Origin of the sequence: Blautia acetigignens, assembly GCF_025566865.1 — a bacterium.
GTDB classification, from domain to species: domain Bacteria; phylum Bacillota; class Clostridia; order Lachnospirales; family Lachnospiraceae; genus Blautia_A; species Blautia_A acetigignens.
This window is the reverse complement of record NZ_JAOQJM010000021.1, coordinates 1-19,090: the sequence shown is the minus strand read 5'-3', so window position 1 is coordinate 19,090 and position 19,090 is coordinate 1. Positions and strand designations below refer to the sequence as shown.

Sequence of the window (19,090 nt, the reverse complement as noted above, 5' to 3'; positions counted from 1 at the left end):
AGTGTAATTTTATTAAATCAGAAGGTTGACAAAGAGATGTATAGAGAAATATATTTGACAGACAGACAGACGAACAGGAGATTTAATATGATTTCGAGAGCAAAGAAATATGTGGCAGTGTTACTGGTTTTTGTATGCGTGTGTATGATATTTTCTCCCCTGACTGCATATGCGGCCGAGGACAGTTCGCAGCATGAAACTGTCAAAGTCGGTTTCTTTGCCATGGATGGTTATCATGTGATGGATGAAGAAGGCAACCGCAGTGGGTATGGCTATGATTTTCTTCGGTTGATGGCCCGTTATTGGGATGTAGATTACGAATATGTCGGATACGATCAGAGCTGGGATGATATGCAGCAGATGCTTGAAGATGGCGAGATTGACATGGTAACATCTGCCCGCAAAACACCGGACAGAGAAGAAAAGTTTGATTTTTCACGTCCGATCGGAACCAATTATGGGATGCTGACCGTCCGCAGTGACAACAGCACGATTGTGGACGGCGATTACAGCACTTACAACGGTATGCGTGTGGCGCTTTTGAACGGAAACACCCGGAATGAAGAGTTTGCGGATTTTGCAGACAACAAAGGATTTACATATGTTCCATCTTATTTTGATACGACCGCAGAGATGGAGGAAGCCCTTCAGAGCGAAAAAGTTGATGCGATTGTTACCAGTTCTCTGAGAAAAACAAACAATGAGCGAATCGTGGATAAATTTGGCAGCAGCGATTTCTATGTCATTGTTAAAAAGGGCAATACAGAATTACTGAATGAGATCAATTATGCGATCGATCAGATGAATGCGGTTGAGGGTGACTGGAAAACGACGCTTTACAATAAAAATTATGAAAGCATAGAAACTAAGAATCTGGAATATACGGAGAAAGAAAAAAGTATTATTTCACAGTATTCCAAGGACAACCCGCTTCATGTTCTGTGTGATCCGACCCGTTATCCATATTCTTATAATGAAAATGGTGAGATGAAGGGTATTATCCCGGATTACTTCCGGAAAATTGCAGACTATGCCGGGATTTCCTATGAGTTTCTTACACCTGCCACCAGAGATGAGTATATTGCTTATCAGAAAAATACGGAAACCACAGATATGAGCATCGATGCACGCCTGGAAACAGATAACTATGCTGAGACGAAAAAATGGGGGATTACTGCACCTTTCATTACGATGCAGCTGGCAAGGGTGACACGGCGTGACTTTGATGGAAAAATTAATGTTGTTACTACTGTTGACCAGACAGCATCAAATTCCATTGAAGATGCAATGGCACCCGGTGCAGAAAAACTGATGTGCAGTACCCGACAGGAAATGATGGAGGCTGTCCGTAAGGGAAAAGCCGATGCTGCCTTCGTCTACTATTATATGGCACAGGCGTTTGTGAATAGTGACACCACAGGCACCATGGCATATACTTTGCTGGAACAGCCTACATACACCTACCGCATGGTAATCTCATCAACAGAGAACCATGCACTGGCTGGCATCCTGACGAAAGCAATGTATGCCATGCCAAAAAATCTTGTCGAAGATCTTGCAGCCCGGTATACCACATACAAAGCAGCAGATCTGACATTTGTTGACTGGATCCGTCTGCATCCTGTTGTTACTGTTTGGGTTCTTCTTATTTTCGGATGGCTGCTGACTACTATGGCTGTGATAGCAATGCGTCTCAGTGCAAGAGAAAAAGCTCAGAAGGCAGCCCAGGAGACGGCTGAGGAAATGGCGGAACTGGCAGAGCATGCGCAGGCTGCAAACAAGGCAAAAACAGCATTTCTGTCACATATGTCCCATGATATGAGAACACCGATGAATGCAATCATGGGATTTACCGGTATTGCAATGAAAAAAAATCCTTCAGACGAAGTGAAAAATTGTCTGGAAAAGATTGATGAAAGTTCAGAGTATTTACTGTCGCTGATCAATGATGTATTAGATCTGACTCGCGTGGAAAGTGGAAAAGTGAAATACAATCCGGTACTGGCAGATTTGAAAAGTATCACAGATTCTGCACTGGATATTACAAAAGGCTTTCTTACGAACAGGGATATCAGCTTTAAGATCCAGCGTGAAGAAGCAAAGATCCCAAATGTACTTGTGGATCCTGTACGTCTGCGAGATGTGCTGGTTAATATTCTGAGCAATGCCGTGAAGTTCACTCCGGATGGAGGGACGATTACATTTGAAGCCCGGTGTCAGGAAAAGGGCGGGGATGGATATATAAATATGCATTACCGCATTTCGGATACTGGTATTGGCATGAGTGAGGAATTTACAAAAGAAGTTTTTGAGGAATTTGCACAGGAAGATTCCGATGTGAGAACGCAGTACCATGGAGTTGGACTGGGGATGGCTATCGTAAAGAAGTATGTAGATATGATGGGTGGAACCATTTCCGTGCAAAGCAAAAAGCATGAGGGAACCACTTTTACTGTGGATATTCCTCTGGAAATTACAGATAAGGAATGTAATAAGTCAGACACAGGTTTTTCTGAAAAGGTAAATCTTACAGGTGTGAAAGTCCTTCTTGCAGAGGATAATGAGCTGAATGCAGAAATTACGACCGTGCAGCTGGAAGAGTTTGGAATGAATGTAGAAAGAGCTGTAGATGGAAAGAATGCTGTTGAGATTTTCAGAAATCATCCGGAAGGCACATTTGATGTAATCCTGATGGATATCATGATGCCTGAAATGAACGGTTATGAAGCGGCAAAAGCAATCAGGGCGATGAATGACAGACCGGATGGAAAAAACATTCCTATTATAGCAATGACAGCCAATTCATTTGCTGAAGATGTTCAGGCATCACTGGATGCAGGAATGAATGCACATCTGTCAAAGCCGATTGTGATTGAGAAAGTGATAAAAACGATTTTAAGATATGTTCATTAAAACTACATCGATGGAGGTATAAGAGGAAGGGATCATAATGGATAAAAGACAAAAACAGATAAAATTGGATTATATAATAAAGAGTAAAAGTACAGCAGAAGCTGTCGCAAAGATATTTATAAAAATGTTGTGGGGGTATTGAACATTAATGAATGCAAAATTAAAATCTGGAAGCAAGCAAGCAAGCAAGCAAGCAAGCAAGCAAGCAAGCAAGCAAGCAAGCAAGCAAGCAAGCAAGCAAGCAAGCAAGCAAGCAAGCGACTGTAGCTTGGAGGGTGGGAGAAAGATGAAGAAGTGCAAATTAGTACAGAATATAAGAAATTTCAAATTTTGTTATTTTATATTTTGCACAATGATATGTTTGGTTGTTTTTCCTGTTTCCACATCTGCTCAAGAAAATTCTGATCATGTTATCCGGGTAGGATCTTTTGAGGAAACTTATAATGTAGTCAATGAAAAGGGAGAAAGAAGCGGCTATGGTTATGAGTATCTTCAAGATATTGCAGGTTATGCAGGATGGACATATAAATACATAACAAGTGATTGGAAAAACTGCTTTACACAGTTGGAAAATGGAGAGATTGATATTCTTGGTGGCATTTCCTATACAGACGAACGTGCTGAAAATATGCTTTTTTCCGATATGCCTATGGGGGAAGAGAAATATTACATCTATACGGATGCATCCAATATAGATCTTACAGCAGGAAATCTGGATTCTTTTGAGGGAAAAAATATTGGTGTGTTTAAAGATAATATAACGGAGGATGTGCTTAACGAATGGGAGTTAAAGTATGGTCTGCATATGCAGCATGTCAATGTTTCTAATACCGCAGAAGTTATGGACAAACTGTCGAAACATGAAATTGACTGCTTCGTTTCGGTAGAAGAATCCCGTTGGGAAGAATCGGATATTTCACCGCTTACAAGTATTGGAGAGACAGAAATCTATTTCGCTATAAATCCAGAACGTCCGGATATCAAAGAAGCACTGGATAGTGCTATGCGCAGAATCAAGGATGACAACCCATTTTACACAGATGATCTCTACAGGCGTTATCTTTCTGCACAGAGCAGTTCGTTTCTTTCAAAAGAAGAAAGTGAGTGGATCGGGCAGCATGGTGCAATCCGGATAGGGTATCTGAATCAGGATGGAGGTATCAGCAGTGTAGATCCATCAACAGGTAAACTGACAGGTGTTATTACAGATTATGTGGATCTTGCAGAAAATTGTCTGCAAGGTCAGACTCTGGAATTTGAATTAAATGGATATGATACAAGAAGTGAACTGCTTCAGGCATTGCAGGATGGAAAAATAGACCTGATTTTTCATGCAAACCAGAATCCATACTTTGCAGAAACAAATGGATTTGCTTTGTCGGATACGCTATTGACTCTCAATATGGCAGCAATTACGGCAAAGGATTCTTTTGATGAAAATAAAGAGAATATAGTTGCCGTTGAAAAAGATAATTTTGTATTGAAAGCATATCTTTCATACAATTATCCACAATGGGAGGTTATGGAATATGAGACATCAGATGCAGCAGTAAAAGCAATGCAGAAAGGGGAGGCAGATTGTATTGTAAGCAATTCAGGTACTGTTTCTGACTATTTGAAAAATAATAAGCTTCATAGTGTTTTCCTGACAAAAGAAGCCGATGTTTCATTTGCTGTTCAGCAGGGAGAACCGGTTCTTTTGTCCATTCTGAATAAAACACTGACATCTATGCCTACAACTCAATTTTCAGGTGCGGTAGTTTCGTATAATGCTTCTTCACGAAAAGTTACGGCGAAGGATTTTATTCAGGACAATTTACTGGCTGTCTCACTCATAGTTGGAATCTCTATTTTGGTTGTCCTGTGTATAATTCTTGATTCTTTGAAAAAATCAAAACGTGCAGAAGAAAAATCCAAGAAGTCTGCTGAGCAAGCATTGAAGCTGAATCAGGAGCTTGAAGAAAAACAGCAGGAATTACAAAATGCACTTGTAGAAGCACAGAGTGCCAATAAGGCTAAGACTTCCTTTTTAAACAACATGTCTCATGACATCAGGACACCGATCAATGGCATTATGGGCATGCTTACGATTCTTGAGAAAAGCGGAAATGATGCTGAGCGGGCAAAGGATTGCATGAATAAAATACATGAGTCATCGAAACTGCTACTATCATTGATAAATGATGTTTTAGATATGGCAAAGTTAGAATCAGATACAGTGGTTTTTGGTGATGAATCCATCAATCTGGATCAGGTATGTCAGGAAATCACGGAGTCACTATCTTTTCAGGCAGAAGAAAAAGGACTTCATGTTATAGGAGAACATGATGATTACAGTGGTATATATGTTTGGAGCAATGCAGTTCATCTGAAAAAAATATTGATGAATTTGTTTACAAACAGTATGAAGTACAATAAGGTGAATGGTTTTATTTACATGAGTATGAGAACGATTGAAAGATCAGAAGATCGCATGACATGTGAATTTAAAATAAAAGATAATGGAATTGGAATGTCAGAAGAATTTATAAAAAATGAATTGTTTACTCCATTTGTACAGGCAGACAATTCCCCACGTTCTGATTATAATGGGACAGGTCTGGGAATGCCTATTGTGAAACAACTTGTAGAAAAGATGGGCGGAACCATAACAGTTGAAAGCAAGCTTGGTGAAGGAAGCTGTTTTACTGTAATACTTCCATTTAAAATTGATACGAATGCACGGCCGGAAGAAAAAGAAGATTTCAATGCAGATATATCAGGTGTCCGGATATTATTGGTTGAAGATAATGAGCTGAATGCGGAAATAGCAGAATTTATGCTGACGGAAAATGGGGCTAAAGTAGAAACAGTAAAAAATGGGTTAGAAGCTGTTCAGCATTTTGAAGCTTCCGAACCGGGAACATACGATGTTATTTTAATGGATGTCATGATGCCGGTTATGGATGGGCTTACTGCCACAAAAACAATAAGATCCCTGGAACGGCAGGATGCAAAAACAATCCCTATCATTGCTATGACTGCAAATGCATTTAGGGAAGATGCCGAAAGGTGTATGGAAGCAGGAATGAACGCACATCTTGCAAAGCCATTGGATGCGGAAAAAATGATTGTTGCTTTAAAAAAATGCATGGCAGATAATAGCGATGTAAAACTGCACGAAGATTTGTAGGAATAGAAAACAGAGCATATAGAGTTGTTATATGGTCTGTTTTTTTATTCCTTAGAAGAAGCAGGCTGTGAAAATCCTTATGTTTTTTGGGGACTGGAATAATTATATAAGGTATGTTAAAATAAAAGAACATATATTCGATTCTTGGACGATTGATGGAAGGCGGTGCATAGCATTGACAAAAGCAGAGAAGATAAGAAAGATTCAGGGAATACTGGAATTGAAGGATTCCCGTGGAGATCTGTATGTGGATCTGTTGAAGACAATGGGAGATCTGAAAACAAATTATGGGGATTATATGATTACGGAGCCGATTGACTGTGATGAAGAATTGGAACGAATTTCGGGTGCGGATTATGAGCTTTGTACAGCATTGCTGACAATGCTGCTGAGAGAAGATCATTTTTCCAATGGTTCTTTTGAACGGAGATTTGCTGACGGGCAGGTGCTTCCTGTTCTGGTGAGGATGAAGGATGTTTTGAGTGCAGGAGTGTGATTTTATGAAAGTCGGGGATACTGCATATATTGTGGAATCAAACAGGTATGTGAGAGAAGTGGAGATCCGCAGGTGTTCCGGCGGGATGTTCCTGGTACGTTTTACAGATACGGGCGGCGGAATACAGGTGAAGGTTCACAGGCTGTTTGCAACGAGGGAAGAGGCTGAGAAGAGTATTGAGAAAGCACCAGAGACAAAGAAGGTGCGAGGGAATCCGTATGACCGATGGTACTGAACGGATGGTAAAGTAAATAAATGCATTAGGGGAAACCTGTTGCTGTCTGTGGAGAGATCTGCAGATGACAGCAGGTCTATTTTTTTGTCCGGAAAGTCAAAAAATCAGAGACCAGGACTCCTTGGGCAGGGGAAGTGATCGAGTGTGCCGGTGGTCTTTTGGGGCTGCCGGTCTTTTTGTGCTATGGAAACCGCATAGGGGAAGGTGGATTTTGGGGCAGTTTTTTTGGTCGTTCTGCGAGTTGGCGCAGACTGATGATTCCGATATATTTTATGTACGGCAACCGTATGACGATGGGCAACCGAAATGAGGTGAAGAAAGGGAAGATGGCAGGACTATGTGACCCTTGTGACCTGCACCCCTTACGCGGTGAACACCCACAGGCTTCTGGTGCGCGGCCGCAGAGTGGAATACACAGGAGAAGAAAAGTCCAAAACCGTTTCCCAGCTTCAGCCTGCTGCAATGGCCAGAAGACTGGTAGATGTATGGCCCTGGTTCCTGTTTATGATGGCAGGCGGACACGTCCTCATCGAGGACATCCCCGGCGTAGGCAAAACCTCCATGGCTCTTGCCTTTGCCCGTGCCATGAACCTGACCCAGAACCGTGTCCAGTTCACCCCGGACGTTCTCCCATCCGACATCACAGGTATTTCCATGTACATAAAAGAAAAGGATACCTTCGTATACCAGCCCGGTGCAGTTATGTGCAACCTGTTCCTTGCCGATGAGATCAACCGTACCTCCGCCAAGACCCAGTCCGCCTTTCTGGAAGTCATGGAAGAGGGCACGGTAACCGTAGACGGCGTCACCCGCCAGGTGCTGGATCCCTTCGTGGTCATTGCCACTGAGAACCCTATTGGCTCTGCCGGAACCCAGATGCTCCCGGAGCCCCAGCTGGACCGTTTTCTCATCTGTATTCAGATGGGTTACCCTTCCAATGCAGACGACAGCATGGCAGATTATCTGCAGAAAAATTGTCCGTCTGTGCCAGACGAGGCCATCAGCCACCTGCAGGCCCTGATATTAAATGCCAGCTACGGTTTCCGTGAAGTAACAAAAGAAGACGTACAGTGGCTCAAAGCAATATTTAAACAAATTAAGCCATGAAGCAGTTGCCTCCCTATGAGCCAACAGCAAAGCCTGCCACGAATCAGACCGCAAAAGACAATAATATTCACTTAACCATGGTAAAGCGTTAAAAAACCAGTTGACAAACCTAACCCAGATTGCTATAATAACCTGCATGAACAAGGGCGTTCTTCAGAAGGGTATCTTTCTGAAGTGCGCCTTTTTTGTTTTTATAGGGATTTGTCCTACCGGACAGATCTTCCCAATGTTCAATCAGGATGAGGAAATAAAATGAAAAGGAGAGAGCACATTATGGGGAATTACACCAGAGACGAAGTGTTACAGATGGCAGAAGACGAAGATGTAGAGTTCATTCGCCTTCAGTTTACCGACATGTTCGGTACCTTAAAAAATATTGCGATTACCGCGAGGGAGCTCCCCCGGGCACTTGACAATGAGTATGTGGTAGACAGCTCCTACATTGCAGGAATCGCCGGAGAAAAGGAGCAGGATATGTATCTGCATCCGGACTACGATACCTTCACCATTCTTCCGTGGCGTCCGCAGCAGGGAAAAGTAGCCAGACTGATCTGCGATATCTACCGCTGTGACGGAACCCCTCTTGAGAAAAGCCCGAGATACATTCTGAAGCAGGTGGTTGATATGGCCGCAGAGGAAGGCTATATCTGCGAGGTAGACCCGGAATGTGAGTTTTTCCTGTTCCACACAGATGACAACGGAGTGCCGACCACACTGACACACGAAAAAGCCGGATATCTGGATATCAGCCCACTTGATCTTGGAGAAAATGCAAGACGTGATATGGTTCTGACTCTGGAGGATATGGGATATGAGGTAGAGTCTTCCCATCATGAGACTGCTCCGGCGCAGCATGAGATCGATTTCAAATTCACAGGAGCAAACGAGATGGCAGATTGTGTCATGACCTTCAAGATGGCAGTGCGTACCATCGCAAAGCGCCACGGTCTTCATGCAACCTTTATGCCAAAGCCCCGTGCAGAGGTAAATGGTTCCGGTATGCACATTCATTTCGCTTTATATAAAGACGGCAAAAATATTTTTGCAGATCCTTCCGATGTAAACGGACTCAGCGAGGATGCTTATCATTTTATCGGCGGACTTCTGGCACACAGCCAGGAGATGGCAGCCATCACCAATCCTCTTGTAAATTCCTATAAGAGACTGGTACCTGGCTACGATGCGCCGACGGAGCTGACCTGGACAAAGAACAACCAGAACTCCCTGATCCGTATTTCCAATTTAAGAAAAGACAGCCTTGCCATTGAGCTGAGAAGCCCGGATGCAGCTGCAAATCCATACCTTGTTTTTGCAGTGTGCGTGGCAGCAGGACTGGATGGAATCCATCATAAGCTGTACCCAACCAAAGCATCTGACCGTTCTTTTTCCGAGTCCGATCAGAAGGCAATGAATATTGGAAATCTTCCGGAGAACCTGTACGATGCACTTGTGCATTTTGAAAACAGCACCTGGATCCAGTCCATTCTTGGAAAGAAGTTCTGCGAAGAATATGCAGCAGCCAAGAAAGAAGAATGGCTGAATTATATGCGACAGGTAAGTGAATGGGAAATCAGCGAATACCTGTACAAGATTTAAGATGAAGAGAGTGGCACTCATATGAACAGCAGCATTGTAATTGCATTACCGAAAATAGATGACGCAAAGAAAATACGTACCATATTGAATCGGCACGGTTTTCCGGTAGCTGCGGTATGTTCAACTGCTTCAACAGCACTTGCCAGCATGAGTGAGCTGGACAGCGGTATCCTGATCTGCGGATACAAGCTGCCGGATCGGTATTACCGGGATGTGCTGGACGATCTTCCTCCCTGCTTTGAAATGCTTCTGCTGGCATCCGGAAGGGTGATCGCAGAAGCACCAACCTCCGTTTTGACTGTGGAAATGCCTATGAAGGCAAGTGATCTGGTAAACACAGTGGACATGATGCTTTCCCAGATCGAACGGCGGCTGCGCAGGGAGAAAAAGAAGCCCAAAGCCCGCTCCTGGAAGGAACAGAATTATATTTCCAATGCGAAGCTTCTTCTCATGGAACGAAACCATTTAAGCGAAGAGGATGCGCATCGGTATATTCAGAAATGCAGTATGGATTCCGGTACCAATATGGCAGAGACAGCACAGATGGTTCTGATGCTGTTGTATGACGAAGTATAGAAAGAATTTTGAAATGGAGGATGAGGAAATGGAGTTTTTGGATGGAAGCTGGAAAAAAGAAGTGAGCAGCTGGGATGCACTGATGAGAGAGGAACTTCTGAATCAGGAAGCCATCCTGGAAGGTGCCATTCACAGTATCCGCAACATGGGTGATGTTGCGTTTGTGATCATCAGAAAAAGAGAAGGTCTGTTCCAGACAGTATTTGTAAATGAAGAAGTAAATTTCTCCATTCACGACCTGAAGGAAGGCATGACCGTAAAAGTAAAAGGAATTGTAAATGAAGAAGAAAGAGCCCCTCATGGCAGAGAACTCCGCATCCGTGAAATCCAGGTGTTATCCGCACCTGCAGAGCCTCTTCCTCTTGCCATTGACAAATGGAAATTAAATACTTCCCTGGAAGCCAAATTAAATTACCGTTCCCTTTCCCTCCGAAATATTCAGGAGCGCGCCAGATTCAAGATCCAGGAAGCCCTGACAAGAGCGTTCCGCGACTATCTCTATGAGAATGGCTTTACCGAGATCCATACCCCGAAGATCGGTGCCAGAGGCGCAGAGGGCGGCGCAAACCTGTTTAAATTAAGCTATTTCCACAAGCCGGCGGTACTGGCTCAGAGCCCCCAGTTCTACAAACAGATGATGGTGGGTGTTTTTGACCGGGTATTTGAGACCGGACCTGTTTTCCGCGCAGAGAAGCACAACACAAAGAGACACTTAAACGAATACACAAGCCTTGACTTCGAGATGGGCTATATTGACAGTTTCGAGGAGATCATGGCAATGGAAACCGGATTTTTACAGTATGCCATGAAGCTTCTGAAGGAAAACTATGGGAAGGAGCTGGAAATCCTGAAGGTACAGCTTCCCGATGCATCCAAAATCCCGGCAGTCCGCTTTGATGTGGCCAAGGAGCTGGTGGCAAAGAAATACAACCGCCAGATCCGCAACCCATTTGATTTAGAGCCGGAAGAGGAAGCCCTGATCGGTCAGTACTTCAAGGAAGAGTATGACGCAGACTTCGTATTTGTTACCCATTATCCTTCCAAGAAGCGTCCTTTCTACGCAATGGACGATCCGGAAGACACCAGATTTACCTTAAGCTTTGACCTTCTCTTCCACGGCCTTGAGATCACCACAGGAGGACAGCGAATCCACGATTACAACGCCCTTCTGAAAAAGATCGAGGACAGAGGCATGGAGACAGAAGGAATGGAACAGTATCTGGATACCTTCAAATACGGTATGCCGCCTCATGGCGGTCTTGGAATCGGCCTGGAGCGTCTCACCATGCAGCTTCTTGGTGAGGAAAATGTCCGCGAAGCATGCCTGTTCCCAAGAGATCTGAACCGTCTGGAGCCGTAACAAATATTTCAGGAGGATGAGGAAATGGCAAAACAGATAGATGACGAAACCATGGAAAATGTCTGCATTCTTGCAAAGCTTTCCCTGACAGAAGAGGAGAAAGAAAAGGCCAAAAAGGACATGCAGGAAATGCTGGATTATGTAGATAAACTGGATGAACTGGACACCTCTGGCGTAGAGCCCATGTCCCATATTTTCGGGGATCAGAACGTATTCCGTGAGGATGTGGTTACAAACGGCGACAACAGTAAGGAGATGCTTGCAAACGCGCCGAAAGCCAAAGAAGGACAGTATCAGGTTCCAAAGACCATAGGATAGGAGACATTCACATGGAATTATCGAAATTAACAGCCTTGCAGCTGGCTGATAAAATAAAAAAACATGAGATCAGTGTCCTGGACGGGGTAAAAGAGGTCTTTTCCCAGATTGAGGAAAAGGACGGACAGATCCACGCCTACCTGGACACCTACAAAAAAGAAGCCTATGCCCGTGCAAAAGAGGTGCAGAAAGGCATTGACGAGGGAATCTACACAGGCCCTCTTGCCGGCGTTCCCATTGCGGTAAAGGACAACATCTGCGTACAGGGAAAGCCAACCACCTGCGCGTCTAAGATTCTGGAGGGCTTCGTTCCCCAGTATCAGGCAGAGGTAATCGACCGCCTTGAAAAAGAGGGTCTGATTATCATCGGAAAAACAAATATGGACGAGTTTGCCATGGGAAGCACCACAGAAACCTCCGCCTACGGTGTCACCAGAAACCCGTGGAACACAGAGCATGTTCCAGGCGGTTCCTCAGGTGGCTCCTGCGCGGCTGTGGCAGCAGGGGAGGCCTATCTGGCCCTTGGCTCTGATACAGGCGGCTCTATCCGCCAGCCAAGCTCCTACTGCGGCGTTACCGGCCTGAAGCCAACCTACGGTACCGTTTCCCGTTACGGCCTGGTTGCCTACGCCTCCTCCTTAGATCAGATCGGTCCTGTGGGAAAGGATGTGGCAGACTGTGCAGCGCTTCTGGAAGTGATTGCAGGCCATGATCCAAAAGACAGTACTTCCATAGACAGACATGATCTTGACTTTGGAAAAGAAATGACAGACAAGATCGCAGGAATGAAATTCGGCGTGCCCAAGGAATATCTGGCAGAGGGACTTTCCCCGGATGTAAAGGATGCTTTTATGGAGACGTTGAAGGTGCTTACCCAGATGGGTGCTATTGTGGAATTTTTCTCCGTAAAGACTATGGAGTATATGATTCCTGCTTATTATATCATTGCCAGTGCGGAAGCAAGCTCCAACTTAGAGCGTTTTGACGGCGTGAAATACGGCTATCGTGCTGCTGAGTATGACGGCCTTCACGACATGTACAAGCGCACCAGGACAGAGGGCTTCGGTGAAGAGGTAAAGCGCCGTATCATGCTTGGTTCCTTTGTTTTAAGCTCCGGCTACTATGATGCCTATTATCTGAAAGCACTGCGCACAAAAGCCCTGATCAAGAAAGAATTTGATGAGGCATTTGAGAAATATGACGTTCTTCTTGCGCCGGCTGCTCCGTATACAGCACCGAAGCTTGGGGAAAGCTTAAAGGATCCTATGGCAATGTATCTTGGCGATATTTACACCGTTGCCGTAAACCTGTGCGGCCTTCCGGGAATTACCGTTCCCTGCGGAAAAGATAAAATCGGTCTTCCAATCGGAATCCAGATGATCGGTGACTGCTTTATGGAGAAAAAGATTCTCCGCGCAGCCCACGCTTATGAAAAAGCAAGAGGAGATTTCGGAACACCAGAAGAAGGAGGCAGGGAAGCATGAAACAGTATGAGACCATAATCGGACTGGAAGTCCATGTAGAGCTTGCCACCAGAACCAAGATTTTCTGCGGCTGTTCCACTGCGTTTGGAGGAGCACCCAATACCCACACCTGTCCGGTGTGCACCGGTATGCCAGGCTCCCTTCCTGTATTAAATAAAAAGGTGGTAGAGTTTGCCCTTCGCGCAGGACTTGCCACAAACTGCAGCATCAACCAGTACTGCAAGTTTGATCGTAAAAACTATTTTTACCCGGACAACCCGCAGAACTATCAGATTTCCCAGCTGTATCTGCCAATCTGCCATGATGGCTTTGTAGAAATTGAGACAGAAGCAGGAAAGAAAAAGGTGCGGATCCATGAGATGCATATGGAGGAGGACGCAGGTAAGCTGATTCATGATGAGTGGGAGGACTGCTCCCTGGTGGATTACAACCGAAGCGGCGTTCCGCTGATCGAGATCGTTTCTGAGCCGGATATGAGAAGCGCAGATGAAGTAATTGCTTATCTGGAAAAGCTTCGCTGCACCATGCAGTATCTGGGCGTTTCTGACTGTAAGCTTCAGGAGGGCTCCATGCGTGCCGATGTCAACCTTTCTGTCCGTGTGGCAGGAAGTGATACGCTTGGAACCAGAACAGAGATGAAGAATCTGAACTCCTTCAAGGCCATTGCACATGCCATTGAGGGAGAACGAGAGCGCCAGATCGAGCTTCTGGAAATGGGCAGAAGCGTTGTTCAGGAAACCAGAAGATGGGATGACAATAAGGAATCCTCTCACGCAATGCGTTCCAAGGAGGATGCCAAGGATTACCGTTATTTCCCGGACCCGGATCTTCCGCCGATCCATATTTCTGATGAGTGGATTCAGAAGATCAGGGAAGAGCTGCCGGAGTTCCGCGAGGAAAAAGCAGCCCGTTACCAGGAGGAATTCGGCCTTCCGGAATATGATTCCAGAATCCTTACAGAGTCCAGACATCTGGCTGCTTTGTTTGAGGAGGTTGCCGGTCTTTGCGGCAATCCGAAGAAGGCGGCAAACTGGTTTATGGTGGAAGTGCTTCGCCTGATGAAGGACAAAGGAGTGGAAGCTGAGAAGGTAAGATTTGCCCCGCAGCACCTTGCAGACCTTCTGGAAATGGTGGACAAGAAACAGGTCAGCCCTCAGAATGCGAAGAAAATATTTGAAAAAGTATTTGACGAAGATATTGATGCCGTTGCCTATATCGAAGAGCATGGTCTGAAGATCGTGGAGGATACCGGACTTCTTACCAGCACCATCAGCCGGATCCTGGATGAGAACCCGGGACCGCTGTCTGAACTTCTTGGCGGCAAGGAGAAGGTTATGGGCTTCTTCGTAGGCCAGATCATGAAGGAAATGAAGGGCAAGGCCAACCCGGCAAGCGTGAGAGAGGCGCTGCTGGCAGAGGTTGAAAAGAGAAAATAAAGATGCTTATGCTTCGGATGCAATGAAATCATGCAATGGCATGGTTTCGCGCCGGGGCTTATAAGCGTTTTGGGATTGACATTAAGAAAAAAGTATATACAATAATTAGTTAAGACGAACTATACGAGGAGGATAATGAAATGGTTACCGTAAATCATAATTACCTGAGATTACCGGGAAGCTATCTTTTTTCTACCATTGGAAAAAAGGTGCGTGCATATAAAGAATTAAATCCGGATAAAGAAGTGATCAGCCTTGGAATTGGAGATGTAACCCAGCCGCTGGTTCCGGCGATTATCGAGGCGCTTCACAATGCGGTGGAGGAGATGGCCCATGCGGAGACTTTCCACGGCTACGCTCCGGATCTTGGCTATGAATTTCTGAGAAATGCCATTGCAAAAAACGATTATCAGGACAGAGGCTGTGACATTAAGGCTGATGAGATTTTTGTTTCTGATGGTGCCAAAAGTGATTCCGGGAACATTCAGGAAATTTTCGGAACAGACAATAAAGTGGCTGTGTGTGATCCTGTTTACCCGGTGTATGTGGATACAAATGTAATGGCTGGGCGCACAGGAGAGTATAATACTGCCCGTGAGAATTTTGACGGCGTGATTTACATGCCCTGCAGCAAGGAAAACGGATTTTTACCGGAGCTTCCAAAGGAAGTGCCGGATCTGATCTATCTTTGCTTCCCGAACAATCCTACAGGCTCTGCCATCACAAGGGATGAGCTGCAGAAATGGGTGGATTATGCAAACAAAAACGGCTGCGTGATCATCTATGATGCTGCTTACGAGGCGTATATTTCCCAGGACAATGTGCCGCACAGCATTTATGAGTGTGAGGGTGCAAGAACCTGTGCCATTGAGCTTCGCAGCTTTTCCAAGAATGCAGGCTTTACAGGAGTTCGTCTTGGCTTTACCGTGATTCCGGATGAGCTTGTAAGAGATGGTGTTTCCCTTCACAGTCTCTGGGCAAGACGTCACGGCACCAAATTTAACGGAGCTCCTTACATTGTGCAAAAGGCAGGGGAAGCCGTTTATTCTGAGGCTGGAAAGGCACAGCTGAAGGAGCAGGTTGGCTATTATATGCGAAATGCAAAGCTGATCCACGATGAACTGGAAAAGGCAGGATTTTCTGTTTCAGGGGGTGTGAATGCGCCGTATATCTGGCTGGAAACTCCGGACAAAATGACCTCCTGGCAGTTTTTTGACTATCTTCTGAAGGAGGCAAATGTGGTTGGCACTCCAGGCTCCGGCTTTGGCGCTCACGGAGAGGGCTTTTTCCGTCTGACTGCCTTTGGCACTTATGAGAATACACGGAAAGCCATTGACAGGATCAAGAGTTTGTAATTATAATTGAAGAAAGCTGACAGGGCGTATCTCTGGCTGGGACAGTGGATTGGATGTGATCGCTGTTCCGGGGCTGGGGGTACGCTTTTTATGTAATAGGAAATTCCGTTGGAATCTCCTATTACATAAAAGCCCTACCGGGCAGGATCGCACTGCAGCGGAAAGGTAGATGTCGCTTGAGGCGACCCGCCGCAGGCGGAGAATCCTGCAAAGCAGGATTCTTTCTTGTCGGGGGCTTTGCGAAAGATAAAGGAGGATTTTGGTTATGAAGATCAGTCGGATTGAGCATATGTGTGAGGGTAACGGACATGTGATTATTAAGGAACTGCTGGATGAGAAGCAGCTGAATGGAAAGTGCGGGCTTTATGCGGAGGTGACTCTGGAGCCGGGATGTTCTCTGGGATTCCATATGCATTATGGGGAGAGCGAGACTTACTATATTCTTACCGGAGAGGGCGAGTATAATGACAACGGCACTTCCTGGAGACATGTGAAGGCTGGAGACATTACCTTTACCCCAGACGGAAGAGGCCACGGCCTTGCAAATACTGGAAACACCGATCTGGTGTTTATGGCACTGATTATCAAAGACTGAAATAAGATAGAAATGAAGGAATTGGAGTTTGGAAATGAACAGTACAGCTGAGAAACTACTTACATTTATTAAAGAGAGTCCTACTGCGTTTCAGGCAGTGGAGATGATGAAGAAAAGATTTGGGGAAAATGGATTTACAGAGCTGAAGGAGGATGAGCACTGGGAGCTGGTAAATGGCGGGAAGTATTTTGTGACCCGGAATCATTCTGCTGTCATTGCGTTTACGGTGCCGGAGGCTTCCAGCGATGTATTTCACATTATTGCAAGCCACAGCGATTCTCCGTCCCTTAAGATCAAGGAGAATCCGGAGATGGTGGAGAACGGGTATGTGAAGCTGAATGTGGAGCTTTATGGAGGTGCCCTTCTGGCACCCTGGTTTGACAGACCCCTTTCTGTGGCTGGACGTGTGATCGTGAAGGAGAACGGACAGATCTGCGAGAAGCTGGTGACAGTGGACAAGGATATGCTGATGATCCCCAATCTGGCCATTCATATGAACCGTGAGGCGAACAGCGGATACAAGTACAATGTGCAGAAGGATCTGCTGCCTCTTTACGGACTGGAGAGCGCAAAGGGAACCTTCTTTAAAACTGTGGCAGAAGCTGCTGGCGTTGCAGAAGAGGAGATTCTGGGACATGATCTGTTCCTTTACAACCGTATGCCTGGTACCATCTGGGGCGGCGAGGAGGAATTTGTTTCTGCTCCCAGACTGGATGACCTGCAGTGTGCTTTTTCCTCTATGGAAGGCCTGATCGCAGGAAAAAATGAGAAGAGCATCTGCGTACATATGGTAATGGACAATGAGGAAGTGGGAAGCGGTACCAAGCAGGGAGCTGCCTCTACTTTCCTTCGGGATACGCTGCTTCGCATTAATCTGGGACTTGGCAGAAGCTATGAGGATTATCTGATTTCCCTGGCAAAGAGCTTTATGATCTCTGCGGACAATGCACATGCCATCCATCCTAATTATCCGGAGAAGGCAGATCCTGTGAACCGTCCTCATATCAATGGAGGAATTGCGGTGAAGTACAATGCAAATCAGAAGTACTGTACAGATGGAATTTCTGCAGCAATGTTTAAGGATCTTTGTAAGGAAGCGGGAGTTGCGTGCCAGGTTTATGTGAACCGTTCCGATGTGGCAGGAGGCTCTACCCTCGGAAATATTTCCAATACGCAGGTTGCCTTAAATACCGTGGATATCGGGCTTCCCCAGCTGGCTATGCACTCTCCTTATGAGACTGCAGGTGTGAAGGATACCTGTGATTTCGTGAAGCTTGCGGAGGTGTTTTATGCCTGATTTTCATAAAAAAGCAGTTTTCTTCGATGCAGACGGAACCATCTGCGACATTGAGAAAGGGACTCCCGCAAGTGCGGTGGAAGCCATTACAAAGCTGGTAAACAACGGACATGAGGCATGGCTGTGCACAGGAAGAAGCCGTTCCTTTGTGCCGGATTACCTGGAGAAAATCCCCTTTACCGGGATGATCACGGCATGCGGCTGCACCATCGAGAAAAACGGGGAGCGCCTTTTCAACAAGGAGATGACTCCGCAGCAGGCATGGCATTCTGTGGAGGTGCTGCGCAGATACGGCATGGTTCCGGTGATGGAAGGCGCGGATTTTATGTACTATGATAAGGACGAGTATCACACAGGAGTTAACTGGTATGCGGATCTGATCACGAAAGCACTTGGAAATAAATGGCGCCCTATCAAAGGCTTTGAGCAGGATCTTCATATCAACAAGGTCAGCTCCAAGATCCTTCCGGGAAGCAGCCCGGAGAAGGCATGTGAAGAACTGGCAGATTACTATGAGTTTATCGGACATGTGGGAGAAGGACTGGCGGGAGATACCATTGAGATGATTCCAAAGGGATTTTCCAAGGCAGTGGGAATTGCTGCTGTATGCCGGATTTTTGACATTGCCCATGAGGACACCATCGTGTTCGGGGACAGCAACAACGATCTTTCCATGTTCGAATTTGCCCAGACCAAGATTGCCATGGGAAATGCAGCGCCAGGGATCAAGGAACTGGCAGATTATGTGACCAGCGATATTTTCCACTACGGAATCCGAAATGGGTTAGAGCATTTGGAATTAATTTGAGAAAATATTAGGTTTAATGATGAGATTTTGCGAGGTGTTTTTAAGTGGACAAAGTTCACAGAAAACCCAAGAAGCTTGACGTGAAATTATGATTTGCATGATTTTGGGTGTATTGTGAAGCTAGAGCGTGTTTGAAAAATAAAAGTTGCACAAAACATATATTCGTTTACCCTTTTTCATATTAAAATAAAGAAAAAGGGGTGTTGATTATGTTGCGCCGATACGAATTAACCGATGATGAATGGAATCGTGTTGCTCCCTTGATAATATTTTTCGTGTCTTGAGCTTAGAAGCTGAATTAACGGAACTATCAATTGATGCCTCTATCGTCCAGGCTCATCA

The 19,090-nt window shown here is 45.4% G+C and carries 14 protein-coding genes and 1 pseudogene; all 15 read left to right on the top strand.

What is annotated here, in order from left to right:
- Positions 1–87 precede the first annotated feature (87 nt).
- The 15 genes and pseudogenes from OCV70_RS17165 (at position 88) to OCV70_RS17095 (ending at position 18,748) form a co-directional block, all read left to right on the top strand.
- A complete protein-coding gene (locus OCV70_RS17165) occupies positions 88–2,913 on the top strand; it encodes a transporter substrate-binding domain-containing protein (protein WP_195588259.1) in 2,826 nt (941 codons plus the stop codon).
- A 148-nt stretch (positions 2,914–3,061) separates the two neighbouring features.
- Positions 3,062–6,085 (top strand): response regulator, encoded by a 3,024-nt coding sequence (locus tag OCV70_RS17160; RefSeq protein WP_262579922.1) that lies wholly within the window; start codon positions 3,062–3,064, stop codon positions 6,083–6,085.
- Between the two features lie 175 nt (positions 6,086–6,260).
- Positions 6,261–6,581 (top strand): DUF6508 domain-containing protein, encoded by a 321-nt coding sequence (locus OCV70_RS17155; RefSeq protein ID WP_021925407.1) that lies wholly within the window; start codon positions 6,261–6,263, stop codon positions 6,579–6,581.
- Between the two features lie 4 nt (positions 6,582–6,585).
- Positions 6,586–6,816 carry a hypothetical protein gene (locus OCV70_RS17150; protein WP_021925408.1) on the top strand — a complete coding sequence of 77 codons (231 nt, stop codon included), beginning with the start codon at positions 6,586–6,588 and terminating at the stop codon, positions 6,814–6,816.
- A gap of 462 nt (positions 6,817–7,278) precedes the next feature.
- Positions 7,279–7,752, top strand: a pseudogene (locus OCV70_RS19965) (AAA family ATPase); the annotation flags it as partial.
- A gap of 444 nt (positions 7,753–8,196) precedes the next feature.
- Complete coding sequence (gene glnA / locus OCV70_RS17140; RefSeq protein WP_021925410.1) at positions 8,197–9,519, top strand: type I glutamate--ammonia ligase; 1,323 nt, start codon at positions 8,197–8,199, stop codon at positions 9,517–9,519.
- Between the two features lie 21 nt (positions 9,520–9,540).
- A complete protein-coding gene (locus OCV70_RS17135; RefSeq protein WP_021925411.1) occupies positions 9,541–10,095 on the top strand; it encodes an ANTAR domain-containing response regulator in 555 nt (184 codons plus the stop codon).
- A 28-nt stretch (positions 10,096–10,123) separates the two neighbouring features.
- A complete protein-coding gene (aspS, locus tag OCV70_RS17130) occupies positions 10,124–11,455 on the top strand; it encodes an aspartate--tRNA(Asn) ligase (RefSeq protein WP_021925412.1) in 1,332 nt (443 codons plus the stop codon).
- A gap of 24 nt (positions 11,456–11,479) precedes the next feature.
- Positions 11,480–11,773 (top strand): Asp-tRNA(Asn)/Glu-tRNA(Gln) amidotransferase subunit GatC, encoded by a 294-nt coding sequence (gatC, locus tag OCV70_RS17125; RefSeq protein ID WP_021925413.1) that lies wholly within the window; start codon positions 11,480–11,482, stop codon positions 11,771–11,773.
- An 11-nt stretch (positions 11,774–11,784) separates the two neighbouring features.
- Entirely contained in the window at positions 11,785–13,257 is a 1,473-nt protein-coding gene (gene gatA, locus OCV70_RS17120; RefSeq protein WP_021925414.1) for an Asp-tRNA(Asn)/Glu-tRNA(Gln) amidotransferase subunit GatA, read from the top strand.
- Positions 13,254–14,693 carry an Asp-tRNA(Asn)/Glu-tRNA(Gln) amidotransferase subunit GatB gene (gene gatB, locus OCV70_RS17115; protein WP_021925415.1) on the top strand — a complete coding sequence of 480 codons (1,440 nt, stop codon included), beginning with the start codon at positions 13,254–13,256 and terminating at the stop codon, positions 14,691–14,693. Before gatA ends, gatB begins: the two co-directional genes overlap by 4 nt.
- Before the next feature lie 140 nt (positions 14,694–14,833).
- Positions 14,834–16,048 (top strand): LL-diaminopimelate aminotransferase, encoded by a 1,215-nt coding sequence (locus OCV70_RS17110; RefSeq protein WP_021925416.1) that lies wholly within the window; start codon positions 14,834–14,836, stop codon positions 16,046–16,048.
- A gap of 265 nt (positions 16,049–16,313) precedes the next feature.
- Positions 16,314–16,643, top strand: a complete 330-nt coding sequence (locus tag OCV70_RS17105; RefSeq protein WP_021925417.1) for a cupin domain-containing protein — start codon at positions 16,314–16,316, stop codon at positions 16,641–16,643.
- A gap of 34 nt (positions 16,644–16,677) precedes the next feature.
- Positions 16,678–17,940 carry a M18 family aminopeptidase gene (locus OCV70_RS17100; protein ID WP_021925418.1) on the top strand — a complete coding sequence of 421 codons (1,263 nt, stop codon included), beginning with the start codon at positions 16,678–16,680 and terminating at the stop codon, positions 17,938–17,940.
- Complete coding sequence (locus OCV70_RS17095; protein ID WP_021925419.1) at positions 17,933–18,748, top strand: HAD-IIB family hydrolase; 816 nt, start codon at positions 17,933–17,935, stop codon at positions 18,746–18,748. The genes OCV70_RS17100 and OCV70_RS17095 overlap by 8 nt, the downstream gene beginning before the upstream one ends.
- Positions 18,749–19,090: the final 342 nt, after the last annotated feature.